At 67.2% G+C, this 23,058-nt stretch carries 20 protein-coding genes; 15 read left to right on the forward strand and 5 right to left on the reverse strand.

Translation table 11 applies throughout. The annotated features are described in order from the left end of the window. Nucleotides 1-15: 15 nt before the first annotated feature. Nucleotides 16-1,056 carry an AraC family transcriptional regulator gene (locus BLQ28_RS13485; protein WP_093239952.1) on the reverse strand — a complete coding sequence of 347 codons (1,041 nt, stop codon included), beginning with the start codon at nucleotides 1,054-1,056 and terminating at the stop codon, nucleotides 16-18. Nucleotides 1,057-1,228: 172 nt separating this feature from the next. On the opposite strand from BLQ28_RS13485, the gene BLQ28_RS13490 reads away from it, so the two are divergent. Together BLQ28_RS13490 and BLQ28_RS13495 are read left to right on the forward strand one after the other, a co-directional pair. Then, nucleotides 1,229-1,792 carry an RBBP9/YdeN family alpha/beta hydrolase gene (locus tag BLQ28_RS13490; RefSeq protein ID WP_093239955.1) on the forward strand — a complete coding sequence of 188 codons (564 nt, stop codon included), beginning with the start codon at nucleotides 1,229-1,231 and terminating at the stop codon, nucleotides 1,790-1,792. An 81-nt stretch (nucleotides 1,793-1,873) separates the two neighbouring features. Next, on the forward strand, nucleotides 1,874-3,112 hold the full coding sequence (locus BLQ28_RS13495) for a porin (protein ID WP_093239959.1): 1,239 nt from the start codon (nucleotides 1,874-1,876) through the stop codon (nucleotides 3,110-3,112). A gap of 7 nt (nucleotides 3,113-3,119) precedes the next feature. Here BLQ28_RS13495 and BLQ28_RS13500 read toward each other — a convergent pair whose 3' ends face one another. Both BLQ28_RS13500 and BLQ28_RS13505 read right to left on the reverse strand, forming a co-directional pair. Beyond that, nucleotides 3,120-4,091 carry a quinone oxidoreductase family protein gene (locus tag BLQ28_RS13500; protein ID WP_093239962.1) on the reverse strand — a complete coding sequence of 324 codons (972 nt, stop codon included), beginning with the start codon at nucleotides 4,089-4,091 and terminating at the stop codon, nucleotides 3,120-3,122. Between the two features lie 133 nt (nucleotides 4,092-4,224). Then, entirely contained in the window at nucleotides 4,225-5,220 is a 996-nt protein-coding gene (locus tag BLQ28_RS13505) for an AraC family transcriptional regulator (protein WP_093239965.1), read from the reverse strand. Nucleotides 5,221-5,559: 339 nt separating this feature from the next. On the opposite strand from BLQ28_RS13505, the gene BLQ28_RS13510 reads away from it, so the two are divergent. Continuing rightward, complete coding sequence (locus BLQ28_RS13510; RefSeq protein ID WP_093239969.1) at nucleotides 5,560-6,618, forward strand: beta-keto acid cleavage family enzyme; 1,059 nt, start codon at nucleotides 5,560-5,562, stop codon at nucleotides 6,616-6,618. Nucleotides 6,619-6,625: 7 nt separating this feature from the next. Here the strand turns inward: BLQ28_RS13510 and BLQ28_RS13515 are convergent, their stop codons facing one another. Then, nucleotides 6,626-7,669, reverse strand: a complete 1,044-nt coding sequence (locus BLQ28_RS13515) for an AraC family transcriptional regulator (RefSeq protein ID WP_093239972.1) — start codon at nucleotides 7,667-7,669, stop codon at nucleotides 6,626-6,628. Nucleotides 7,670-7,828: 159 nt separating this feature from the next. Between BLQ28_RS13515 and BLQ28_RS13520 the strand changes: the two genes are divergently transcribed. The 8 genes from BLQ28_RS13520 to BLQ28_RS13555 all read left to right on the forward strand — a co-directional run bounded on the left by BLQ28_RS13520 (nucleotide 7,829) and on the right by BLQ28_RS13555 (nucleotide 15,691). Next, on the forward strand, nucleotides 7,829-8,797 hold the full coding sequence (locus BLQ28_RS13520) for a Bug family tripartite tricarboxylate transporter substrate binding protein (RefSeq protein ID WP_093239975.1): 969 nt from the start codon (nucleotides 7,829-7,831) through the stop codon (nucleotides 8,795-8,797). Between the two features lie 3 nt (nucleotides 8,798-8,800). Continuing rightward, a complete protein-coding gene (locus BLQ28_RS13525; RefSeq protein WP_093239978.1) occupies nucleotides 8,801-9,643 on the forward strand; it encodes a TauD/TfdA dioxygenase family protein in 843 nt (280 codons plus the stop codon). 57 nt (nucleotides 9,644-9,700) lie between these two features. After that, nucleotides 9,701-10,759: a beta-keto acid cleavage family enzyme gene (locus tag BLQ28_RS13530; RefSeq protein ID WP_093239980.1), complete on the forward strand. Its 1,059-nt coding sequence runs from the start codon at nucleotides 9,701-9,703 to the stop codon at nucleotides 10,757-10,759. A 360-nt stretch (nucleotides 10,760-11,119) separates the two neighbouring features. Beyond that, the gene (locus tag BLQ28_RS13535; RefSeq protein WP_093239983.1) at nucleotides 11,120-12,343 is read left to right on the forward strand and encodes a CaiB/BaiF CoA transferase family protein; all 1,224 of its coding nucleotides are present in this window, start codon (nucleotides 11,120-11,122) and stop codon (nucleotides 12,341-12,343) included. 90 nt (nucleotides 12,344-12,433) lie between these two features. Beyond that, a complete protein-coding gene (locus BLQ28_RS13540; protein ID WP_093241631.1) occupies nucleotides 12,434-12,856 on the forward strand; it encodes a hotdog family protein in 423 nt (140 codons plus the stop codon). Between the two features lies 1 nt (nucleotide 12,857). After that, nucleotides 12,858-13,661 carry a crotonase/enoyl-CoA hydratase family protein gene (locus BLQ28_RS13545; protein WP_093239985.1) on the forward strand — a complete coding sequence of 268 codons (804 nt, stop codon included), beginning with the start codon at nucleotides 12,858-12,860 and terminating at the stop codon, nucleotides 13,659-13,661. A gap of 15 nt (nucleotides 13,662-13,676) precedes the next feature. Beyond that, entirely contained in the window at nucleotides 13,677-14,657 is a 981-nt protein-coding gene (locus BLQ28_RS13550; RefSeq protein ID WP_093239988.1) for a tripartite tricarboxylate transporter substrate binding protein, read from the forward strand. A 62-nt stretch (nucleotides 14,658-14,719) separates the two neighbouring features. Then, a complete protein-coding gene (locus BLQ28_RS13555) occupies nucleotides 14,720-15,691 on the forward strand; it encodes a Bug family tripartite tricarboxylate transporter substrate binding protein (RefSeq protein ID WP_093239992.1) in 972 nt (323 codons plus the stop codon). On the opposite strand, the gene BLQ28_RS13560 is transcribed toward BLQ28_RS13555, so the two are convergent. Next, nucleotides 15,679-16,602 (reverse strand): LysR family transcriptional regulator, encoded by a 924-nt coding sequence (locus BLQ28_RS13560; RefSeq protein ID WP_371126649.1) that lies wholly within the window; start codon nucleotides 16,600-16,602, stop codon nucleotides 15,679-15,681. The genes BLQ28_RS13555 and BLQ28_RS13560 overlap by 13 nt on opposite strands. Before the next feature lie 143 nt (nucleotides 16,603-16,745). On the opposite strand from BLQ28_RS13560, the gene BLQ28_RS13565 reads away from it, so the two are divergent. Genes BLQ28_RS13565 through BLQ28_RS13580 form a run of 4 tightly spaced genes read left to right on the forward strand, consistent with a single transcriptional unit; the run spans nucleotide 16,746 to nucleotide 22,939 of the window. Further along, a complete protein-coding gene (locus tag BLQ28_RS13565) occupies nucleotides 16,746-17,903 on the forward strand; it encodes an acyl-CoA dehydrogenase family protein (RefSeq protein WP_093239997.1) in 1,158 nt (385 codons plus the stop codon). Nucleotides 17,904-17,929: 26 nt separating this feature from the next. After that, nucleotides 17,930-18,946, forward strand: coding sequence for an acyl-CoA dehydrogenase family protein (locus BLQ28_RS13570; RefSeq protein WP_093239999.1), 1,017 nt, complete (start codon nucleotides 17,930-17,932; stop codon nucleotides 18,944-18,946). A 54-nt stretch (nucleotides 18,947-19,000) separates the two neighbouring features. After that, on the forward strand, nucleotides 19,001-20,110 hold the full coding sequence (locus BLQ28_RS13575; protein ID WP_093240002.1) for a CaiB/BaiF CoA transferase family protein: 1,110 nt from the start codon (nucleotides 19,001-19,003) through the stop codon (nucleotides 20,108-20,110). A 48-nt stretch (nucleotides 20,111-20,158) separates the two neighbouring features. Then, nucleotides 20,159-22,939, forward strand: coding sequence for a winged helix-turn-helix domain-containing protein (locus tag BLQ28_RS13580; protein ID WP_176801112.1), 2,781 nt, complete (start codon nucleotides 20,159-20,161; stop codon nucleotides 22,937-22,939). The last annotated feature ends 119 nt before the right edge of the window (nucleotides 22,940-23,058 follow it).

Raw genomic sequence — 23,058 nt, forward strand, 5'->3', positions numbered from 1 at the left:
GGCCGATTCTCCGCGTCAATCACCGGCAAGCGGGGAGGCCGCCCGGCGGCGCCCCGCGCTGCGCCTTGCCCGGCTCTCCTTGGCGCTGCAACCGAATTGCGCATGGAACCAGCGCGACAGCCCGCTGGGTGCGGAGAAGCCGAGCAAGGTCGCAACCTCGGCCAGCGGACGGTCGCTTTCAAGGACATGGCGCGTGGCGAGCTCCGTGCGCACGTCGTTGACGATCGAAGAGAAGGTCTGCCCTTCGTCCGCCAGGCGGCGCTGGATCGTTCGGCACACCACGCCCAGATGGTCCGACACCTGCTCGATCGTGCAGCGCCCGCTGGGGAGCAGCAGCAAGATGGTGCGCCGCACGTCGTCGAGCATGGTGTCCGTGGGCAGCTTGGCCGATGCGTCCAGCAGTTGCTGCGCGTAGCGCGCCATGGCCGGGTCTGCCGACGGGTTGCGCATGGCCAGGTCTTCCCTGGCGCAGACGATGCAGTTGAAGTCGTTATCGAACTCGACCACGCGGCCGATCAACCGTTGATGGGTGCGAAGGTCTCGCGGTGCGGAGTGCGCGAAGCACACGCGCCGGGGCTGCCAGTCCGCGCCGAGAAACTGGCGCATCAGGCGCAGCAACACACCCAGCGCAAGCTCGATGCGTTGTCGCGTGGCCTGGTTCCCCTTGCCGGGCCGGACTTCCTCGCGGATGACCACCACATGGTCGAACTCTTCGAGCATCAGCGAGAGCGAGCTGTTCAGCAGCGACTGGTAGCGGATCAGCACATCGAGCGAATCCCGCAAGGTCGCCTGGTCGCGGATCAGCAGGCCAACCGCCCCAAGATTCGACAGGCGCCGCGATTCCGCCATGCACAGGCCGAAGCTCTCATTGCCCGAACTGGTGGCCGACGACTGGAGCAGCGACGCGACGTTCTCGACCGGAATCATCAGGTCGGGTTCGTGCAGAACGCTGGGGCTCAGGCCTGCATCCAGGAGCATGCGCACCGGATCGAGGCCACTGGCGCGGGCGACCTCGCTGTAGTTGGTAAGACTTGCCGCGCGGACCAGGGAAGACATCGAAAGCCTGAGCACTGAAGTGGCACCGAAGGGTAAGTGGCTGGCGCGCAATGTCAATCGGGAGAACACGGCCGTCACCAGAATCCGGGGCATCGCGATGTACGGCCCGCCTTGCACGCGACGAATGCAACGCACGGCCATTGCCGGCGACCGACCCCGTTGAACAGCTGCCATGAATACCTCGATCCCTTCCACCGTTCTCATCGTGCCCGGCCTTCGCGACCACGTGCCCGACCATTGGCAGACACTGCTGGCGGCCCGGCTTCCACGGGTGCGCAGCGTGCCCCCGCTCGAACACGACAAGCTGAGCTGCGCGGCGCGCGTCGGCGCCATCGACCGAGCCCTGCAGGGCATCGATGGACCGGTGGTCATCGTGGCGCACAGCGCTGGCGCGATCATGGTCGCGCACTGGGCGGCGACGCATCCTGCGCGCGACATCCGCGGCGCGCTGCTGGCCACGCCGGCGGACCTCGAAACGCCTTTGCCCGCGGGCTACCCGGCCATCGACATGCTGAAGGACAACGGCTGGTTGCCGATTCCACGCGCACCGCTGCCGTTCCCGAGCATCGTGGCCGCGAGCAGCAACGATCCGCTTGCGCGGCTCGAGCGTGCGCGCGAGTTGGCGCGGTCGTGGGGCAGCCGCCTCGTCGAACTGGGCGCCGTCGGGCACCTGAACCCGCAAGCGGGGTTCGGCGACTGGCCGGGTGCCGACGCCTTGATTCGCGAACTCGGCTGATCGAGTCGCCGGTCCGCCGGGCCGCGCACGGGCCCGTTCCCACAAGAAAAATTTCATCCACAGCCATCGGAGACACCGGGCATGCTCATCCAACGTTTCGTTCTTGTTGCGGGGTCCCTTTGCGCCGCCAGCGCAGGGGCCCAGTCCTCATTGACCGTGTTCGGCGTCGTCGATGCCGGGGTCAGCCACTATTCGACGAAGAGTTCGACCTATGGCCCCGCCGCGGCGTTCGGCACGCGCACGATGCGCCAGAGTCAGACGGTGCTCTCGCCCTCGGGATTGAGTTCGAGCCGCCTGGGGTTCCGTGGGACCGAAGACCTGGGCGGTGGCCTGGCCGCGAGCTTCTGGCTCGAGGCGCCGTTGAGCAACGACACGGGCGGTGGAACCTTGAACTTCGGGCGCCGCTCGACGCTCAGCCTGAGCGGGCCTTTCGGGGAAGTGCGCCTGGGCCGCGACTACACCGCATCGTTCTGGAATGACGCGGTGTTCGACCCGATGGCCGTCAACGGTGTGGGTACGAACCTGATCGCTGTCGTCAACAGCAACATCGCGGCTTCGCGCGCATTGGCCACGGGTGGCTTGCTGAACGGCGGCCTTTCCGCCGGAACCGACAGCTACCTGCGCACCAGCAACGCGATCAGCTACTTTCTGCCGCAGGACCTGGCCGGCTTCTACGGGCAGGTGCAGTACGCGTTTCCGGAGAACGTCAAGGTCGATGGCGCCGCCACGCCTGCCGCAACGGCTCAACGCGGGCGCTATGCGGGCGCACGGGCCGGATGGTCCAATGGCCCCATCGACGTGGCGCTGGCCTACGGCGAAAGCACGCTGGCCGACACGTCGCTCAACAAGGAGCGGATCAAGACGATCAACTTCGGTGCGTCCTACGATCTCGTGTGGTCGAAGCTGTTTGGCGAACTGTCCCGCGTGAAGGACGACAGGGCTGCGTCGCTGGGTGCCCGCGTCAGCGACAGGTACAACGGTGCCTTGATAGGCATCACGGTGCCGGTTGGCGTGGGCCTGGTTCGCGTGTCCTATGCCAAAGTGAAGTTCGACAGCGGTGCGGCTGTGCCGAACTCGGATGCCAGCACCAACAAGCTCGCGATCAGCTATGTGCACAACCTGTCGAAGCGAACGGCGCTGTATGCGTCAGTGGCCCGGATCAGCATCCGGGACGGACACAACAACCCCACCGTGATGGGCGTGACGCCGCTGGTGGTGAGCCTGCCCGCGATCTTTCCGCAGCCGGGCTTCACCAACACGGGCGGGTTCCAGCCCCGCAGTTCGATGGGCTACGACGTCGGCATCCGACACGCGTTCTGAGCGTGCTTCACGGCACGAGCACCGTTGCACCGGTGGTCTTGCGGCCTTCGAGCGCGCGGTGCGCCTCGGCCGCATCGGCGAGCGCGAAGATCTGCTGCGGCTCGCTCACGATGCGGCCTGCCAGCACGTGGTCGAACAGCTCGCGCGCCATGTCGAGCATGTGCGGGCGCGGGTGGATGTAATGGATCATTGCCGGCCGCGTGAGCCAGATCGAACCCTTGCCCGCGAGCACCTTGGTGTCGATGACCACGGCCCCCGACGAGGTGCCGTTGCTCACCAGCGAGCCGCGCGGCTGCAGGCAGTCGAGCGAGGCTTCGAGCGTGTCCTTGCCCACCGAGTCGAAGACCACGGGCACGCCCTTGCCGTCGGTGATCTCTTTCACACGCTGCGCAATGTTCTCGCGCGACGTGACGATGGTGTGGGCACAGCCGTTGGCCTTGGCGACGGCCGCCTTCTCGTCGGTGCTGACGGTGCCGATCATCGTCACGCCCATTGCGCGTGCCCACTGGCAGGCGATCAAGCCGACACCACCCGCTGCCGCGTGATACAGGATGGTCTCGCCGCCCTGGAGCGGATAGACCTGACGGAACAGGTACTGCGCCGTCATGCCCTTCATCATCAGCGTGGCTGCCGTGCGGTCGTTGATGCCGTCGGGCAGCGGGATCAGCACGTCAGCCGGCATCACCCGCACCTGCGAGTACGCGCCCTGCGGTCCGATGAGATAGCCCACGCGGTCGCCCACGCGGATGTCGGTCACGTCCGGTCCGATGGCTTCGACCACACCAACTGCATCGGAGCCCAACCCGTTGGGCAACGCCAGCGGATAGCGGCCGGTGCGAAAGTAGATGTCGATGAAGTTGACGGCGATGAGGCTGTGGCGCACGCGTGCCTGCCCGGGGCCGGGCTCATCGACTTCGACGTCTTCGAGCTTCAGAACCTCCGGACCGCCGGTCTCGTAGAAGCGGATGGCCTTGGTCACGATCTGTCTCCTGAGGAATGCATAGGAAGACAGGATTCTTGCGAGGTGCCGCCGGGACGGGAAGCGCGGGCTTCGCGATGTCCCGCATCAGCAAATCAATGTCCCCGATAAGCAAGGAGGAGGGCGCCATCGATCAACGCCACTCGGACGCACTGCATCCGAACTGCTTGCGAAACCAGTGGCTGAAGCTGCTCGGCCCCGAAAAGCCCAGCAGCTCGGCCACCTCGCCCAACGGCAGATCGCTGTCGCGCAGATGGCGCTTGACGATGTCGCCGCGCACCTGGTCGAGCATGCGGCTGAAGGTGAGCCCTTCGGCGTCGAGCCGGCGGTGCAGCGTGCGGCGGTCGATGCGAAGGTGCCGAGCCACTTCCTGCACCGTGCACGCGCCCCCGGGCAGCAACGCGAGGATGAGCTCGCGGCAGGTTTCCTGCATGGTCTCGCCGCGGTCGCGCAGGCCTGCTTCGAGGTATTTGCGCGCCAGCCGGGCAGAGCCTTCATCGATGAGTTCGCGCGGCTTGGCCAGGTCGGTGGCCGAGCAGACAAGCCCGTTGAATTCCTCGTTGAACTTCACGTTGCGGCCGAAGAATGCGCGGTGCCGCGATACGTCCGATGGAGCGCGGTGCGTGAAGCACACCTGCAGCGGCCGCCATTGCGGATCGATCAGCTCGCGCAGCATGCGAAAGATGATGCCCACGGCCAGCTCCACCGCCTGGCGCATCGGCAGGCCGGGACTGGGCAGCAGGTCTTCGCGGATGACGACCACGCTGCCCGTGTCTTCCACGCGCGTGATGAGCGAGGCATTCACGAGCTTGAGGTAGCGGCACAGCGTGTCGAGCGCGTCGCGCGGCGTGGGCTCTTCGCGCAGCACGAGGCTGATCGGGCCGAGGTGCGAGAGCTTGCGTTGTGCCGCCAGGCGCAGCGCAAAGTCTTCAGTGCGCGTGGCGCGTGCGGTGATCTCCAGCAGCTCGCGCACCGCGTCTTCCGGGATCATGGTCTCGGGCTCTTCGAGCAGCCTGGCGCGCAGCCCGACGGTTCGCATGAAGGCGTAGGGGTCGCGCCCGAGCGACTTCACAAGCTCGACATAGCCGCTGAGGCTGGCGCTGCGTATCAATCGGCCGACAGGTTTCATGGGGGCATTGGCGCGCCCCACGCATTTCATTCGGGGCCGATCTTCAGTTTCAGTTTCTCGATGACGGCCTTATTGTGGGCCGTGGTGGCCTCGGGTATCTGGCGCAGTTGCTCCATCGACGCGGCTGCGGAAATAGCGCTGACAAGCCCTGATGCACCCGGCCTTGCGCGACACGCGCCGTCATGCATGCAGCTGCATGCGCCGGTGGGCGGCCACTGCCCCAAATTGACAAATACACATCCCAAATTGGCAAGCCTCGTGCGAAGGTGCACCGGATACTGAATTTCGAAGTCGCGCAACCCCGCTCGACATCAACTTTCAACCCGCAGCCCCATCACCATGAACTTCCTCGACGGCCACCTCTACCCGGAGAACCAGCAACCCCTGATCATCACCGCCGCGCCTTACGCGCCGGGCTGGATTCCCTCGGACTTTCCGGAAGACATCCCGGTCACGATGGAAGAGCAGATCCAGAAGGCCGTGGACTGCTACGAGGCCGGCGCCACGGTGCTGCACCTGCATGTGCGCGAGGCCAACGGCAAGGGCAGCAAGCGCCTGTCGATGTTCAACGAGCTGATTGCCGGCGTGCGTGCACGTGTGCCGGAAATGATCATCCAGGTGGGGGGCTCCATCAGCTTCGCGCCCGAGGACGATGGCGCTGCAGCCAAATGGCTGAGCGACGACACGCGGCACATGCTCGCCGAACTCACGCCCAAGCCCGACCAGGTCACGGTCACCGTCAACACCACGCAGATGAACGTGACGGAGCATGCCGGCATCGACGACTTCAAGGGCGTGTCGCGCGGAGACCCGCGCCTGTACTCGACCTACAAGGACATGATCGTGCCCTCGAATCCGAGCTGGGTCGAAGAGCACATACGGCGTCTGACGGCCGCCGGCATCCAGAGCGAGTTCCAGTGCTACAACATCAACAGCTTCGAGACGATCGAGCGGATGATCCGCCGCGGCATCTACAAGGGCCCGTTGGTCATGAACTGGGTCGCCATCAGCGGTGGCATGGACCAGGCGAACATCTACAACCTGGCCAACTTCCTGCGCGCCGCGCCCGACGGTTCGGTGGTCACGGTGGAAAGCTCGGTGCTGAACGTGCTGCCCGTGAACATGATCGGTATCGCGCTGGGCCTGCATGTGCGCTGCGGCATCGAAGACGTGCTCTGGAACCAGACGCGCACGGGCAAGGCGAGTTCCGTCGAGCAGATCAGGCAGTTGGTGCGCATCTCGACCGAGTTCGGTCGCCCCATCGCGACGGCGCAGCAGGCACGCGAGATCATGAAGATCGGCGTCTTCTACGAAACGACCGAAGAGACGCTGCAAGCCAACGGCTTCGCACCCAACCGCAACGGCGGCAACCAGGGCTTTCTGCGCAAGCCGGTCTGAGGGCCTCTTACCGGACTGTTGATCCCGGCCCCTCGGCGGCCTGCTTGCGCCACTGCGAGGCGCTGCAGCCGAAGAGGTTGTGAAACCAGTGGCTGAAGCTGCTGAGCCTGGCGAAGCCCAGCCGCTCGGCCACTTCGCCCAGCGGCAGGTCGCTCTCGCGCAGATGGCGCTTGACCAGGTCCGATCGCACGTCGTCGAGCAGGCGGCTGAAGCTGAGTCCCTCCGCATCGAGCTGGCGATGCAGCGTGCGGCGATCGACATGCAGAAGGCGCGCGACTTCCTGTGCGCTGCAGGCGCCGCCGGGCAGCAATGCCAGGATGATCTGGCGGCAGCTTTCCTGCGCGCTTTCGGTGCGGTCCTTCATGGCCGCATCCAGGTACTTGCGCGCGAAACCCGCCGACACCTGGTCCGCGGACTCGCGCGGGCGTGACAAGTCGCTCGCCCTGCAGACCAGGCCATTGAATTCCTGATTGAACTTGACGCTGCGTCCGAAGAACGCGCGATGCGCGGAGGCGTCCTTGGGCGGTCGGTGCGTGAAGCACACGTCGAGCGGCTGCCAGTGCGGCCCGATCAGGTCGCCCAGCATGCGAAACAGGGTGCCCACGGCCAGTTCCACCGACTGCCGCATGGCGAGCCCAGGGCTGGGCAGCAAGTCTTCCCGGATCACAACCACGCTGCCAGCGTCTTCCACCCGGATGATGAGCGAGGTGTTCACCAGCTTCAGGTAGCGGCACAGCGTGTCCAGGGCGGCCCTGGGCGTGGGCTCTTCCCTCAGCACGAGGCTGATGGGCCCGAGGGCCGAGAGCTTGCGCCTTGCCGCAAGGCGCAGCGCCAGGTCTTCCGTTTGCGTGGCGCGGGCCGTGATTTCCAGCAGCTCGCGTGCGGCATCGCGGGGGATCAGCGTCTCGGGGTCTTCCAGAAACCTCGCGTGCAGCCCCACGGTTCGCATGAACACGTGAGGGTCTCGCCCGAGCGACGCCACCAGCTCGACGTAGCCACCCAGGGAGGCGCTGCGCATCAGTCGGGAGATCGGTCTCGCGGGCTCGGTCATGGGCGCGATTCTGGCACCGCGCGGCGACCATGGCAGCAACGATGGGCTGTCTCGCAAAGGCAATTTGCTGTCCCCGATAAGCAAGTCGCCACCGGTCCTCGCGCCAGATACTGAGGGCGTCCGCACATCGGTGCGACACCACAAGAACCGGAGACAGAAATGAAGATCAAGCAGTTTTTGCGCGCCACGCTGGCGCTGGCCGGATGGTCGTTGGCGCTGAGCGTGTGGGCTTTCGGCGAAAAGCCCATGCGGCTCATCGTGCCCGCACCGCCGGGCGGCACGATGGACATCGTCGCCCGTGTGCTCGGCCAACAGATGTCCATCGACATCGGGCGCCCCGTGATCGTCGAGAACCGCCCCGGCGCCGGGGGATCGATCGGCTTGCAGGCCATGCTGCAGGCGGCCCCCGACGGCAACACCATCGTGCTCGCAGCGAGCAACGTGCTGGCCGAAACGCCGCAGATCGTGAAGATGCCGTTCGATCCGCTGAAGGACGTGGTGCCCATCGCATCGCTCGCGCGCTCGGGCATCGTGCTCGTGACGGCCGCCTCTTATCCGGCCAAGGACTTCGCCAGCCTGGTCGCGCAACTGAAGGCACGCAAGGGCAAGTCGAGCTTTGCGAGCTACAGCCCCGGCACCACGTCGCAGTACGCGGGGCTGATCCTGAGCGATCGCGCCGGCCTCGATCTGCAGCACGTGGGCTATGCGGGCTCTCCGCCTGCGCTGCAGGACATCCTGGGCGGCCAGGTCGACATCATGTTCGACGGCATGGTGACCTCGATGCCGCTGATCCGCGGCGGCAAGCTGCGCCCCTATGCCTTCACCGGCAACGTGCGCTCGCGCTACCTGCCCGATATTCCGACCACCACCGAACTCGGCTTTCCTGATCTGCAGTTCCGCGGCTGGGTCGGTGTGATCGGCTCCAGCAAGCTGCCGCCCGACGTGATGGCAAGGCTGCACGCCACGATCGACAAGGCGGCAAGGTCGCAGCTCGTGCAACAGAAGCTCGTCGACGTGGGGCTGGAGCCCGAAGTCAGCGTCGACACGCCCGCGCTGATGGCCGAGACGCGCACGCTGTCGGAGCGCAACGCGGCCATCGTCAAGAAGTACCACATCCAGGCGAACTGAATCATGAACATCCGCCCCGTCACGCCCGCCATCGGCGCGCAAGTTTCGGACGTGCATCTCGGCGAGGCCGCGCGCAACCCCGACACCTTCGCGCAGATCCACGCCGCGCTGCTCAAGCACAAAGTGCTGTTCTTCCGCGGACAGGACATCACACGTGCCGAGCATGTCGCCTTCGCTACCTGCTTCGGCCCGCTGGAAGACCACCCCGTGGTCGGCAGCGACCCCGAGCATCCGGGCCTCGTGCGCATCTACCGCAGCGACAACAAGCACAGCTACGAGAACACCTACCACTGCGATGGCCTGTGGCGCCAGGCACCCGCAATGGGTGCGGTGTTGCGCTGCATCGAGTGCCCCGAGATCGGCGGCGACACCATCTGGGTGAACATGGTGCAGGCGCATGAAGAGCTGCCCGAAGAGATCAAGCAGAAGATCGCCAACCTGCGCGCCAAGGCCAGCATCGAACATTCGTTCGGTGCCGTGATGGCGCCCGAGGCACGCAGGAAGCTGGGGCAAGACCATCCGCCCGTAGAGCACCCCGTGGTGCGCACGCACCCCGAGACCAAAGAGAAAGTGCTGTACGTCGGCAGCTTCACCACGCACTTTGCGAACTACAGCACGCCCGACAACGTGCGCCACGGCATCGACAAGACACCGGGCGCTGCACTGCTGCTGAACTACCTGCTGAGCCGCGCCACCATTCCCGAATACCAGGTGCGCTGGTCGTGGCAGCCCGGCGACGTGGTGGTCTGGGACAACCGCAGCACGCAGCACTACGCGCTGAACGACTACTGGCCGGCGCCGCGAAAGATGGAGCGCGCCGGCATCGTCGGCGACGTGCCGTACTGAACGCGCGCCTTTTCAGGCATCCACATCGCACGTATCCCATTTTTGAGACGCAACGACATGAACTTCCTCGACGGCCACCTGTTCCCGGAAAACCAGCAGCCCCTGATCATCACTGCCGCCCCTTATGCGCCGGGTTGGCTGCCTTCCGACTTTCCGGGGGAAATCCCGGTCACGATGGACGAGCAGATCCAGAAGGCGGTCGACTGCTACAACGCCGGTGCCACCGTGCTGCATCTGCATGTGCGCGAGCTCGACGGCAAGGGCAGCAAGCGGCTGTCGAAATTCAACGAGCTCATCGCCGGTGTGCGCAAGGCCGTGCCCGAGATGATCATCCAGGTGGGTGGGTCGATCAGCTTCGCACCGGAGAGCGAAGGCGCCGCCGCCAAGTGGCTGAGCGACGATACGCGCCACATGCTGGCCGAGCTGGAGCCCACGCCCGACCAGGTCACGGTGACCGTCAACACTTCGCAGATGAACGTGACGGAGCACGCCGAGCTGGCCGACTTCAAGGGCACCTCGCGCGAGAACCCCGCCATCTTCGAGGCCTACAAGGAGATGACGGTGCCGGCCCAGCCCGGCTGGGTCGAGGAGCACATCCGCCGCCTCACCGCGGCAGGCATCCAGAGTGCGTTCCAGTGCTACAACATCAACAGCTTCGAGTCGGTGGAGCGGCTCATGCGCCGCGGGATCTACAAGGGCCCGCTGGTCATGAACTGGGTGGCCATCAGCGGTGGCATGGATGCGCCCAACATCTACAACCTGTCGAACTTCGTGCGCGCCGTGCCCGACGGCGCGGTGCTCACGCTCGAAAGCTCGGTGCGCAACGTGCTGCCCGTGAACATGTTCGGCGTAGCCATGGGCCTGCACGTGCGCTGCGGCACCGAGGACGTGCTGTGGAACCAGACGCGCACCGCGAAGATCGGCACCGTCGCGCAGATCGAGCAACTGGTGCGCATCGCGCGCGAGTTCGGCCGGCCGATTGCGACAGCGCAGCAGGCGCGCGAGATCTCGAAGATCGGTGTGTTCTACAAGACCACCGAAGAATCGCTGTTGGCCAACGGTTTCGCACCGAACCGCAACGGCGGCAACCAGGGTTTCTTGCGCAAGGCCGCATGACTCCTCGTCGAGGCCGTTTCACACGGCCTTCGCCATGAGTGCGGGCACGAAATGATGCGAGTCGATCGAGACCACTTGCATTGAAGGAGCCCGCCGAATCTGCGATGAAAGCGCGCAACGCGCACGTCCCTCGCACGCGCGCATGCCTGCTGCGCGGCCCTTCGCGATCCATGGCGCATTGCAGCAAACACCCGATACGCCACGCGTATCGCCCGACATGAAGACGGTATTTCACGGCGAACATCCGTTCCCCTAGCATCGTTCCAACGATACGGGAGACCGAATGGATACCAAGCCGAAAGCGGTGAATCGCTTCCTTCTTCACACTGAAACGCCGACGCCGGAAAGCCGGGTTTCCCCATGAGCGGGCCGCTCGAAGGTGTGCGCATCGTCGACATGACGGCGGTGCTGATGGGCCCTTATGCCACCCAGATCCTCGGGGATCTGGGCGCCGACGTCATCAAGATTGAGTCACCCGGGGGCGACACCGTTCGCGGCATCGGCCCCGGCCGGAACCCCGGCATGGGCGGCATCTTCCTGCACGCCAATCGCAGCAAGCGCAGCGTGGTGCTGGATCTCAAGCAACCCGACGGCCGCGAGGCGCTGTTGCGGCTCGCCGCCGATGCCGACGTGCTCATCTACAACGTCCGGCCGCAGGCCATGGCGCGCCTGGGGTTGGACTACGCGGCCATTGCCGCCGTCAATCCACGCATCCTGTATGTCGGTGTGTACGGCTATGGGCAAGACGGGCCCTATGCGGCCAAGCCCGCCTATGACGACCTGATCCAGGGCGCGACAGCGATCCCCACCTTGAGCGTGCGCGCGGGCGCCGACGTGCCGCGCTATGTTCCCAGTGCGATGGTCGACCGCATCGTGGGCATGAGCGCGGCCAATGCGGTGTCGGCGGGCCTGTTCCACCGCGAGCGCACGGGCAGGGGGCAATCGATCGACGTGCCCATGTTCGAGACCATGGCGCAGTTCGTTCTCGGCGACCACATGGGCGGCCAGACCTTCGAGCCGCCGATCGGCCCTGCCGGCTATGCGCGGCTGCTCAACGAGCACCGCCGTCCCTATGCCACGCTGGACGGCCACCTGTGCGTGCTGATCTACAACGACAAGCAGTGGAAGACCTTCTTCGGCCTGATCGGCAAGGCACAGGAGATGGAGGCCGATCCGCGTTTCAGCACCATCGGCCGGCGCACCGAGAACATCGGCGAGCTGTATCAACTGGTCGGCCAGGTGATGAAGACCCGCACATCGGCCGACTGGACCGCACGGTTCGAAGCCGCCGACATCCCGGTCATGCCGATGCACACCCTCGAGTCGCTGATGCAAGACCCACATCTCGAAGCCGTGGGTTTCTTCGAGACCGTCGAGCACCCCAGCGAAGGGCGCCTGCGTGCCATGGCGATCCCCACGCGGTGGTCCGACTCGCCACCGGCGGTGTCGCGCCAGGCGCCCCGGCTCGGCGAGCACAGCGCCGAGGTGCTCGCCGAGGCCGGCTACAGCACGGCGCAGATCGAAGCGCTTGCCGCGCAAGGCGCCACGCTGTTGCCCGCCGAACTGATTTCCGAGGCGAGCTGAAGCCTCGCGATGTGGACCCTTTGACCCGAACGGAGCAACCGCTTGATCCAGCTGAACACCGGTTTCCATTTTGACGACCTCTCATTGGGCATGCGCTTTCGTTCCCGCGCCCGCACCGTGACCGAGGCAGACCTCGTGAACTTCATCAACCTGAGCTGGCTGAACGAGGAGCTGTTCACCGACACCAGCGACCGGGCGCACATGGCGATTCCGGGCCGGGTGGTGCCGGGCGCACTGATCTATGCCTTCGCCGAAGGACTGATCACGCCGTCCATGCAGGGCACGGGCCTCGCGTTCCTGAATGCCGAACTCGACATCGCCGCGCCGACCTTCGTGGGCGACACGATCCATGTCGAGTGCGAAGTGATCGAGCGTCGCCCGACCGCCAAGCCGGGGCGCGGCCTCGTGCGCACCCGTAATGCGGTCCTCAACCAGCACGGCCAGACCGTCCTGACCTACACGCCGCTGCGCATGATGCGCATGAAGCCGGCAGACGAAACGAAAGCGCACTGACATGGAAGACTTCCTCAGGATCGAGCGCGACGGCGGTGTCGCCGTGGTGACGATGAACCGTCCGCAGACCCGCAACGCACTGTCCGACGCGGACGCCGTCGAGTCGCTGATCGCGCTCTGCGACACCGTCAACCGCGACCTGTCTGTGCGCGCCGTGGTGCTGACCGGTGCCGGCACGGCGTTCTCGTCGGGTGGCAACCTGAAGACCTTGCGCGACACCGTCGGCAGCGGGTTGGGCGAGTCTGTGCACAGCCGCTACGCCTACCGCGACGGTATCCAGCGTCTGCCACTGGCGCTGTGCAACCTCGAAGTGCCGACCATCGCGGCCGTCAACGGTCCGGCCTATGGCGCGGGCAGCGACCTGGCCTGCATGTGCGACATCCGCATCGCCTCTCGCATGGCCGTGTTCGCCGAGAGCTTCGTCAAGCTCGGTCTGATTCCGGGCGACGGCGGCGCGTGGCTGCTGCCGCGCGCGGTCGGCATGTCGCGCGCCTGCGAGATGGCCTTCACCGGCGATCCCATCGATGCCACGCAGGCCCTGCAATGGGGGCTGGTCTCCGATGTGGTCGAGCCCGATGCGTTGATGCCCACCGCGTTGCGGCTCGCACAGCGCATCGCCAGCAATCCGTCGCATGCCCTGCGCATGACCAAGCGGCTGCTGCGCGAAGCACAGCATGCGCGGCTCGACACGGTGCTGGAGATGTCGGCGGGCTTCCAGGCGCTGGCCCACCACACCGCCGCGCACGAAGCCGCGCTCGATGCCTTTCTCGATGCTGCGGCGGCCCGTGCCGCTGCGCGTGGCTGATACGGGGAAATGAAGATGTCCTTTCAACGACGCCGCATCCTTGCCGCAGCGGGCGCGCTTGCCGCGATGCCGCTGGCCCGCGCAGCCAGCGATCCGAACGCCTGGCCACAGAAGTCGATCCGGCTGGTGCTGCCTTACGCCGCGGGCGGGCCCACCGACGTCGTGGCGCGCGCCATCGGGTTCAGGCTCTCGCAGCTGCTGGGGCAACCGGTAGTCGTCGACAACCGCACCGGTGCCAGCGGCAACATCGCGACCGAGTTCGTGGCGCGCTCGGCGCCGGACGGCTACACCGTGCTGTACCACTCGTCAGGCCTGGCCATCAGCCCGGCGCTGCACAAGAACCTGCCCTACGACACGCTGCGCGACCTCGTGCCGGTGGCGCTGCCCGCGCTGATCCCGACCGTGCTCATGGCAAGCCCGAGCCTGCCCGTCGCCAACATCGAGGAGTTCGTGCAGTACATGAAGGCGCGGCCCGGCAAGCTCAGCTACGGCTCGGGCGGGCAGGGCAACGTCACGCACCTGGGTGTCGCGCTGTTCCTTCAGGCGCTGAAGCTCGATGCGGTGCATGTGCCGTACAAGGGCACCGCACCCGCCATGGCCGACCTGATGAGCGGGCAGACCCAGTTTCTGCTCGACGCCGTGAACTCGTCGCTGCCGTTCATCCGCGACGGCCGTGTGCGCGCGCTGGCCGTGGCCGGCAAGACGCGCATCGGCGTGCTGCCCGGCGTGCCGGCGCTGGGCGAGTCGCTGATTCCGGGCTTCGACGCACCCACCTGGCACGGTCTGCTGGTGCCCAGGGGCACGCCGTCGGCCATCGTCAAGGCGCTCAATGACGCCGTCAACAAGGCGGTGGCCGACCCGGGCCTGCGCAGCCAGTTCGAGCCGCAGGGCGTGATGCTCCAGTCTTCGTCGCCCGAGCAGTTCGGCACCTACCTGCGCGCGGAACTCAAGCGCTGGGCCGGGGCAGTGCAGGCCGCGGGCATCGAGGCGGAGTAAGAAGACAGACACAACGGACCCGTAATCAACGGGCCGGCCAAGAACTACAAGGAACCAGAGACATGAAGACCTCTTTGCTCGCGCGCTGGCTGCTGGCGCTTTCATTGGGCTGCGCCGCCACCTTGGCGGCCGCGGCCGGCTACCCGGACAAGCCCGTCAAGATCATCGTGTCGCTGCCGCCCGGCAGCGGCGCCGACACCACCGCGCGCTTCCTGGCCAGGCACCTGAGCGAAAAGCTCGGCCAGCCTTTCCTCGTGGACAACCGGCCCGGCGCCGACAGCTTCATCGCCGCGCGCGCCGTGGCCACCGCACCGGCCGACGGCTACACCATGTTCGTTGCCAGCAACTCGCCGATGGTGACCAACGTGGCCGTGTTCCGGCAGTTGCCCTACGACGCGGTGAAAGACTTCCAGCCGCTGGCGCGCATCGCCCGTTTTCCGATGGTGCTGGTCGTGCCCGCCAATTCGCCCTTCAAGACCCTGCAGGACCTGGTGGCCGCCGCGCGCCTGGCGCCGGGCAAGCTCAACTTCGGCAGCGGCACCGCCACCTATCGCGTCGCGTTGGAGCTGCTGCACGAACGCAACCAGATCAAGGCCACGGCCGTTCCCTACAAGGGCACATCGGCCGCCATGACCGACTTGGCCGGCGGCAACATCGACTACACGATGGCCGAGGTCAGTGCGGTGATGCCGCTGGTGCGCGGCGGCAAGGTGCGTGCGCTGGCCGTCGCCGCCAACGAGCGCATCAAGGAACTGCCGCAGGTGCCGACCGTAGGCGAGAGCGGCACGCCCGGCTACGAGTCGTATGCCTGGACCGGTGTGTTCTTTCCCGCGGGGGTGCCCGAGCCCGTGCTCGCCCGGGCATCGCAGGCCATCAAAGAGCTGATGGAAAGCGACGAAGCCAAGGCCTTCATCACCCTGCAGGGCGGGGCGGTGTTCTACGGCGCACCGCAAGCCTTCGGCGAGTTCCAGCGCGCTGAGATCGAGAAGACCCGGCGCATCGTGAAGACCGCCAACATCGGCTATGAAGATTGATCCGGTGGCTGCGTTGCAGACGGATGAACGGCCGCATGCGCCACCGCGATGAAATTGCGTGCGGCCGGCGTCAGGGCATCGGGCAGCGAGGCCATGGCGATGCCCACGGTGTACTTGGACGGCATGTCGGTCAGCGGGATCAGGCGCACGCCGCTGCTGGCGTACCGCTGCACCACTGCCGGCACCAGCGCCATGCCGAGGCCACTTTCCACCAGGCCGAGGATCGTTTGAACCTGCACCGCCTCTTGGGTGATGCGCGGCTGCACGCCGGCATCCTGGAACACCTGCATGGTCAGCACGTGCATGGTGGGCACCAGCGTGCGCGAGTACGCGACGAAGGGCTCGCCCTCCAGCTCGGCAATGGCGATCTCGCTGCGCTGCGCGAAGGGCGAATCGGCGCTCACGGCCAGCACCAGGTGGTCAACCTGCAGCAGCGTGAGCTGCGCGGCGGTCGGGGTCAACACGGGGTGGCGCACCAGCGCAAGGTCGAGCGAGTGGTCTTCGATGCGCCGCAGCAGTTCGGTGGTGGTCGATTCCTCGATCTCCAGGTCCACGCGCGGGTACTGGCGGTGAAAGCTGCGCACGATCTGCGGCATCAGCGAATAGGTGGCCGAGCCGACGAAGCCGATGCGCAGCAGGCCTTCTTCGCCGGCCACGCCGTCACGGGCCGCGCGGCGAACCTCGTCGACGAAGAACAGCGCGCGCTTGGCGTTCTGCAGCACGGCTTCGCCGGCGGCCGTGAGCCGCAGGCCGGTGGAGAGCCGGTCGAACAGGAGCACGCCCAGCTCTTCCTCGAGCTTCTTGATCGAGGTGGACAACGGCGGCTGCGCCATGTGCAGCCGTTCCGCGGCACGGTGAAAGTTGAGCGTCTCCGACAGGACGATGACCTGTCGCAACTGGCGAAGCTCCATGGGGGCGAATGTCTCGGTGATTGCGGCAGTGACGGGTGGCCCGCTGCGGCTGCCGAACGGTGCAGGAGCCACACGGATTATGGCGCCCGCATCCATCGCCCGAAGCGGGCAAAACCCGATGAAGCATCTGTGAGGACACACCATTGAACACTCTGCAATCTTTCTCGCTGGTCGCGATTCCACCGGAGGACGAAGCCTTGCGCGCGCCGGTTCGCGCCTTCCTGCAATCAGCGCTGCATGGCGTGCCGCCGGCCGTACGGGCGCGCTCCTGGATGGGCTTCGACGCTGACTTCAGCCGCGCGCTCGGGCGCCAGGGCTGGATCGGCCTGACGCTGCCCACGGCCTATGGCGGCGCGGGGCGCAGCAGCTTTGCGCGCTTCGTGCTGCTCGAAGAGTTGCTCGCGGCGGGCGCACCCGTGTCGGCCCACTGGATCGCGGATCGGCAGACCGCGCCGCTGATCCTGCGCTACGGCACCGAAGCGCAGCGCGCGTTCTTCGTGCCTCGCATCGCGCGCGGCGAGCTCTTCACCAGCATCGGCATGAGCGAGCCCAACACCGGCTCCGACCTGGCCGGCGTCCGCTCGCGGGCCGTTCCCAGCGCCACCGGCTGGCGCCTGAACGGCCGCAAGATCTGGACGACCAATGCGCACCGCGCGCACTACATGTGCACCCTGGTGCGCACCTCGGGCATGCCTGAAGACCGGCACAAGGGCCTGTCGCAGTTGCTGGTCGACCTGTCGCTGCCCGGCATCACGGTGCGGCCGATCCGCGATCTCAGCGGCGACGGGCATTTCTGCGAAGTACTTTTTGAAGACGTCGAGCTGCCGGCCGATGCACTGATCGGCGAAGAGGGCGCGGGCTGGCAACAGGTGACCGCCGAACTGGCTTTCGAGCGCAGCGGACCCGAGCGCATCTACTCCAGCCTGGTGCTTGCCGAAGCGTGGCTCGCCGAATTGCGCCAGGGCCCGGCGCCGGCTGCCGGCGTGCAGGTCATCGCGGGGCGTATCGCTGGTCGCATGGCGGTGCTGCGCGCGATGTCGATGGCCGTGGCGGAGCAATTGGGCCGTGGGCTCGATCCCGCGTTCGAGGCCTCGCTGGTGAAAGACTTGGGCACCGAGTTCGAACAGGCGATACCCGGATGGATCGAGGAGGCCTTCGACGCACCCGGCCATCCAGTGCCATCGGCCGGCCTGTTGCAAACCCTGGCCTACGTGACGCAACTGGCGCCCAGTTTTTCTCTGCGCGGCGGCACGCGCCAGATCATGCGCGGCATCATCGCTCGCGGGCTGGGCGTTCGCTGATAGCGCGGCACAAACAAGGACATCTGATGAACGACACACTCCTTGACGATTTCGAACGCCCGCTGCGCGCGCTGTGCACCGACGACAGCTTGCGCGCCATCGAAGCCGGCGCGCCCACCGATGCACTGTGGCAGGCCATCGACGCGCTCGGCTACACCGATGCACTCGTGGCGCAAGAGCAGGGCGGTGCGGGCCTGTCGCTGCGCGAGCTGTTCGCGCTCGTGTTCGCGGCAGGCAAGGCCGGGCTCGGACTTCCCTTCGGCGAGACCGCCGTTGCTCGCGCACTGCTGGCCGCGGCGGGTCATGGCGAGCGGCGCGGCGCTGGTCCCATCGCGATCGCACCGGGCTCCCCCGGCGATGCAGGCGCCATCGTTTGCCGCGATGTGCCCGGCGGTGCGCTGGCGCAGCATGTGCTCGTGAGCTGGCAAGGCGAATGGCTTCTGTTGCCGCGCGAGCGTGCAGCTGCAACGCCGGGTGCGTGGCGCCCGCAGGCCTCGGTCACCTTGCAATGGCACACGCCCGATCTTGCGGTGATGCGTTTCGATGCGGGCACCGCCGACGCCGTCGCGCTTTGCAACGCGCTGCACGCCACAGGCATGGCGGGCGCGATGGAACGCGTGCTTCAACTGGTGACCGACTACGCGCGCGACCGCAAGCAGTTCGGCCGACCCATCGCGCAGTTCCAGGCCGTGCAGCAGGAACTCAGCGTGCTGGGCGAGCAGGCGCATTCGGCCACGCTGGCCGCACGCCTGGGCTGCAGCACGGCGGGCATACAACCCGATCCGCTGCTGGCGGCCACCGCGAAGCTGCGGGCCTGCGAGGCGGCACGCAGCGCCTGCGCCATCGCCCACGCCGTGTTCGGAGCCATCGGCATCACCGAGGAGCATGTGCTCGGCCTGTACACGCGCCGCCTGCATGAATGGCGGGCCGCGCCGGGCACCGAGACGCAATGCGCGCGCCAGCTGGGCCAGGCCCTGCTGGAGCAGCCCGACGGGTTGTTCGATTTCGTCCGGCTGCGCTTGTCTGCGCCGGCCTTTGCCTGAGTTTTGACCAATCAGCGTGGCCTGCAGTGGCCACGCATCGAAGGAGACAAGCGAATGGGACCCCTGCAAGGAATCAGGATCGTGGAGCTTGCCGGCATCGGCCCGGGCCCCATGGCCTGCATGCTGCTGGCCGACCTGGGTGCGACGGTGCTGCGCATCGACCGCACCGAAGCGGCCGACCTGGGCGTCAAGCGCCCGGCCAAATACAACCTGCTGCTGCGCAACCGCCGATGCGCAACGCTCGACCTGAAGCAGCCCGCGGCCATCGAGCAGGTGCTGGAACTCGTGGAGAACGCCGATGTGCTGATCGAGGGGTTCAGGCCCGGGGTGGCGGAGCGTCTCGGGCTCGGGCCTGAGACCTGCCTGGCGCGCAACGAACGCCTCGTGTACGGCCGCATGACCGGTTGGGGCCAGACCGGCCCGCTCGCGCACGCCGCCGGCCACGACGTGAACTACCTCGCGCTGACCGGCGCCCTGAACGCCATCGGCCGCAAAGACCAGGCGCCTTCGATTCCACTGGCCCTGGCCGGCGACATGGGCGGCGGCGCGCTCTACCTGGTGATGGGCGTGCTCGCGGCGCTGCTGGAAGCACGCAGCTCCGGCAAGGGCCAGGTCGTCGATGCCGCCATCGTCGACGGCGCGGCTTCGCTGGCCACCTCTTTCTACGGCCTGCATGCGGCAGGGCTGTGGGACGAACGGCGCGGCACCAACATCCTGGACTCCGGCGCGCCTTTCTACGAGGTTTACGAATGCCAGGACGGCGGATGGATCTCGGTCGGCCCGATCGAGGCGCGCTTCTATGCGCAGCTTCTGCAGAAGCTGGACCTCGATGCCGAAGCGCTCGGCAGCCAGCACGACCGCGGCGCATGGGCGCAGGCCAAGGTGCAGATCGCGCAGCGCTTCAAGTCGCGCACGCGACAGCAGTGGTGCGACCTGCTCGAAGGCAGCGATGTCTGCTTTGCGCCGGTGCTGTCGTTCGCAGAGGCGCCGCAGCATGCGCACATGAAAGCGCGCGGCACCTTCGTCGAGGTCGATGGCGTGGTGCAGCCGGCCCCGGCGCCGCGCTTCAGCCGCACCGTGCCGGACATACCCCGAGCACCGCAGGAATTGCCGGACGCCGATCTCCCCACCATCGCCGCTGAATGGCGCACCGCGCGAAACTGATTTGCGCATCGACGCTCCATACTGCGAGGAATCTCTTCCTTCGTGTCCATGGATGAATCCCTGAACAACAGCCTAGCGGTGGCGTCAGACCGCAGGATCGAGCCGGTGGCCAGCACCAAGCTGCTTCCGCCGCGTCCGTCGCGCCGGCTGGTGCCGCGCGATGCATTGCAGGCGCGGCTGCTGGAGGCCCGGCGCCAGCGTTGCGTGGTCGTGCAGGGCCCGGCAGGCAGCGGCAAGACCAGCACGCTGGTGGCGTGGCGGCAGGCACTGCTGGCGCTGGACTTCGACGTTGCCTGGCTGTCGCTGTCCGCCGAAGACTGCGAGCCCACGCGCTTCTTCGACTGCCTGCTGGCCAGCATCGGCGAGGTCGACCCGGACGCGGTGCGCGAGGCGGCGCTCCTGATGGGGCGGGACAGCGACGAGTCGGCGCTCGAGCACGCCGTGATCACCGTCGTGCAGGCCATCTCGTCCCGCCCGCGCGAGCTGGTGCTGATGCTCGACGACCTGCAGCACCTGGAGGACGCGCGCATCTTCCAGGTGCTGCAATGGCTGCTCGACTACGCACCGCCGAAACTGCACCTGGCCTTTGCTTCGCGCAACGCCTTGCCGCTGTCCTTCGCACGGCTGCGCTCGCAAGGCCTCGTGAGCGAGTTCGACCTGCGCGACCTGCGCTTCACCGCTGAAGAAACCGAGCACTTCCTGCGCGAGCAACTGGGCAGCATCGACAAGCGCGATGTGCAGGTGCTGCACGAACTCACCGATGGCTGGGTGGCCGGCCTGCAACTGTTCGTGGTCGACATGCAGGCCAAGCAGGGCGCCGCCTATGCCCGGGTTCAGGTGCGCGATGCGCAGGCCTTCGCCAGCTACTTCGAAGGCGAGGTGCTGGCGCACCTGCCGCCCGAAGAGCTTGCGCTGCTCACGCGGCTGGCCGTCTGCAACCGTTTCTGCGCCTCCCTGTGCGCCGCGTTGCTGGCGCTGCCGCATGCCGGCGCGGGTGTGGGCATGGCGTTGCGGCTGGCACGGATGGACAGCGAGAACCTGTTCATCAGCCAGGTCAGCAGCCACGACCGCGAGATCTGGTATCGCGTGCATCCACTCCTGCGCGAGATCCTGCTGGCCCGCCTGGAAAGGCTGCCGGGCGACGAACGCCGCGCACTGCACGGCGCGGCCTGGCGATGGTTCGAGGCGCACGGGCACTTCGACGAGGCCGTGCGCCATGCGGTGCTGGCGGGCGACGCGCACGCAGCCGCCGACATCGTGGAGGCCTGTGCGTTCGACCTGCTGGCCGGGGGCGAGCTGGCCTCATTGGGCGGCCTCATGCGACGCCTGCCCGCGACGCAGGTGCAGGCACGCTTCGGGCTTCGGCTCGTGGCCGCGTACCTGCGCCTGTATGCGCGCGACATCGAAGCGCTCGAAGGCAGCATCGCGCAATTCGAAGCGGAGTTCGACACGCTGGATGCATTGCAGCGCCGGGGCCTCACGCTGCTGCGCGGCGGCCTGGCGCTTCAGCGCGACGACACCGAGACCCTGCTGGCGATCGCACCGCAGCTCGAAGCCATTCCAGACGACGCGCAGGCCATCTTCGCCGGGCGCAACCACCTGCTGGCCTGGATGCACATGTACCGCGACGCCTACGCCGAGGCCCGCACGCTGCTGGAAGATGCCGCGCAGCAGTACGCCCCCTCGACCGGGCGCGGCCTGGTCGGGCGCTGCCTCGCGGGCATGAGTTACGCGCTCGAAGGCCGCATGACCGAGGCGGAGCACCTGTTCCGCGAGGTCCTGCAGGAAGCGCAAGGGCACGGCGCCGCCCGCATCGGCGCGGCCAGCATGGCCGCGGGCCTGCAAAGCGACGTGCTCTACGAGTGGAACGAACTCGAAGCCGCCTGCAGCCTGCTGGCGCCCCGCATCGAAGTGCTGGAGCGCGCCTCGATTCCCGATGCGGTGCTGCGTGCCTTCGTCGTCCTGGCATGCGCACACTGGCTGGCGGGCCGGCGCCTCGAAGCGCTGGACCACCTCGACCACCTGGAAGACTATGCCGTACGCAACGGCCTGGACCGCTTGCTCGCGCACGCGCTGGTCCTGCGCATGCGCCTGTACTTGAAGCAAGGCGAGACCGCGCAGGCCGACCAGGTGTTCGAGCGCATCAAGGTGCTGAATGCGCGCCATGCCGATGCGGACAAGGGCACGGCCGCCGAAACCTGGCGCATCACCGAACGTGCGCGCGCCGACATGTGCCTGCACTGGAACGACTTCGATGGCGCCGTCGATTGCCTGAAGCCCCTCATCGAGTGCACCGCGGCGGCCGGCCGGTTGCGCATCCTGGCCGCGCTTCGGCTGCAACTGGCCATCGCGGAGGCGGGGCGCGGCAACCGGCGGCCCGCGCGCCAGCAGGCGATTGAAGCCTTGCGGCTGGGCCATCGGCTCGGGCTGGTGCGCAGCCTGCTGGACGTGTCGGCGAACGTGCCGTCGCTGCTCGATGCGCTGCTGGCGGACGCGGCACTCGACCCGGTGCTCGCGTTCTATGCGCAGCGGCTGGTGGATGCGGCCGCAACCACGCGACGCGCACGCGCGGGCGCCGGCGTGGCAGCAAGCGCGGCGGCCGAAGGCGTTGCTGTCGACCTGCTCAACGAGCGCGAGCGCGAGGTGCTCGACCTCGTGGCACAGGCCATGCCCAACAAGAAGATCGCCCGCGTGCTGGGCGTCACGCCCCACACCGTGAAGTGGCATCTGCGCAAGATCTACAGCAAGCTGGGCGTCGCCGAGCGCGACGAAGCGGTTGCGCGCATGCGCGATCTCTCGCTGCTGCGGGAAACCCCCAAGCCGCGCTGAACGCCGGCTAGCCATCGCGGCTAGTGGCTCGCGGCCTTCGGCTTCGCATCATCGATGCATGCGGCATTGCCTGTGTGGCAACCGCCGCTGCGGACCGCCCGGTCCGGCACATCGATCCC

This window comes from Variovorax sp. EL159, assembly GCF_900100965.1.
GTDB lineage: Bacteria > Pseudomonadota > Gammaproteobacteria > Burkholderiales > Burkholderiaceae_C > Variovorax.

Coding starts and splice junctions, on each gene's coding strand:
- BLQ28_RS13485 (WP_093239952.1), bottom strand. CDS start 1,056: ATGTCTTCCCTGGTCCGCGCGGCAAGTCTTACCAACTACAGCGAGGTC.
- BLQ28_RS13490 (WP_093239955.1), top strand. CDS start 1,229: ATGAATACCTCGATCCCTTCCACCGTTCTCATCGTGCCCGGCCTTCGC.
- BLQ28_RS13495 (WP_093239959.1), top strand. CDS start 1,874: ATGCTCATCCAACGTTTCGTTCTTGTTGCGGGGTCCCTTTGCGCCGCC.
- BLQ28_RS13505 (WP_093239965.1), bottom strand. CDS start 5,220: ATGAAACCTGTCGGCCGATTGATACGCAGCGCCAGCCTCAGCGGCTAT.
- BLQ28_RS13510 (WP_093239969.1), top strand. CDS start 5,560: ATGAACTTCCTCGACGGCCACCTCTACCCGGAGAACCAGCAACCCCTG.
- BLQ28_RS13515 (WP_093239972.1), bottom strand. CDS start 7,669: ATGACCGAGCCCGCGAGACCGATCTCCCGACTGATGCGCAGCGCCTCC.
- BLQ28_RS13520 (WP_093239975.1), top strand. CDS start 7,829: ATGAAGATCAAGCAGTTTTTGCGCGCCACGCTGGCGCTGGCCGGATGG.
- BLQ28_RS13525 (WP_093239978.1), top strand. CDS start 8,801: ATGAACATCCGCCCCGTCACGCCCGCCATCGGCGCGCAAGTTTCGGAC.
- BLQ28_RS13530 (WP_093239980.1), top strand. CDS start 9,701: ATGAACTTCCTCGACGGCCACCTGTTCCCGGAAAACCAGCAGCCCCTG.
- BLQ28_RS13535 (WP_093239983.1), top strand. CDS start 11,120: ATGAGCGGGCCGCTCGAAGGTGTGCGCATCGTCGACATGACGGCGGTG.
- BLQ28_RS13540 (WP_093241631.1), top strand. CDS start 12,434: ATGCGCTTTCGTTCCCGCGCCCGCACCGTGACCGAGGCAGACCTCGTG.
- BLQ28_RS13545 (WP_093239985.1), top strand. CDS start 12,858: ATGGAAGACTTCCTCAGGATCGAGCGCGACGGCGGTGTCGCCGTGGTG.
- BLQ28_RS13550 (WP_093239988.1), top strand. CDS start 13,677: ATGTCCTTTCAACGACGCCGCATCCTTGCCGCAGCGGGCGCGCTTGCC.
- BLQ28_RS13555 (WP_093239992.1), top strand. CDS start 14,720: ATGAAGACCTCTTTGCTCGCGCGCTGGCTGCTGGCGCTTTCATTGGGC.
- BLQ28_RS13560 (WP_371126649.1), bottom strand. CDS start 16,602: ATGGAGCTTCGCCAGTTGCGACAGGTCATCGTCCTGTCGGAGACGCTC.
- BLQ28_RS13570 (WP_093239999.1), top strand. CDS start 17,930: ATGAACGACACACTCCTTGACGATTTCGAACGCCCGCTGCGCGCGCTG.
- BLQ28_RS13575 (WP_093240002.1), top strand. CDS start 19,001: ATGGGACCCCTGCAAGGAATCAGGATCGTGGAGCTTGCCGGCATCGGC.
- BLQ28_RS13580 (WP_176801112.1), top strand. CDS start 20,159: ATGGATGAATCCCTGAACAACAGCCTAGCGGTGGCGTCAGACCGCAGG.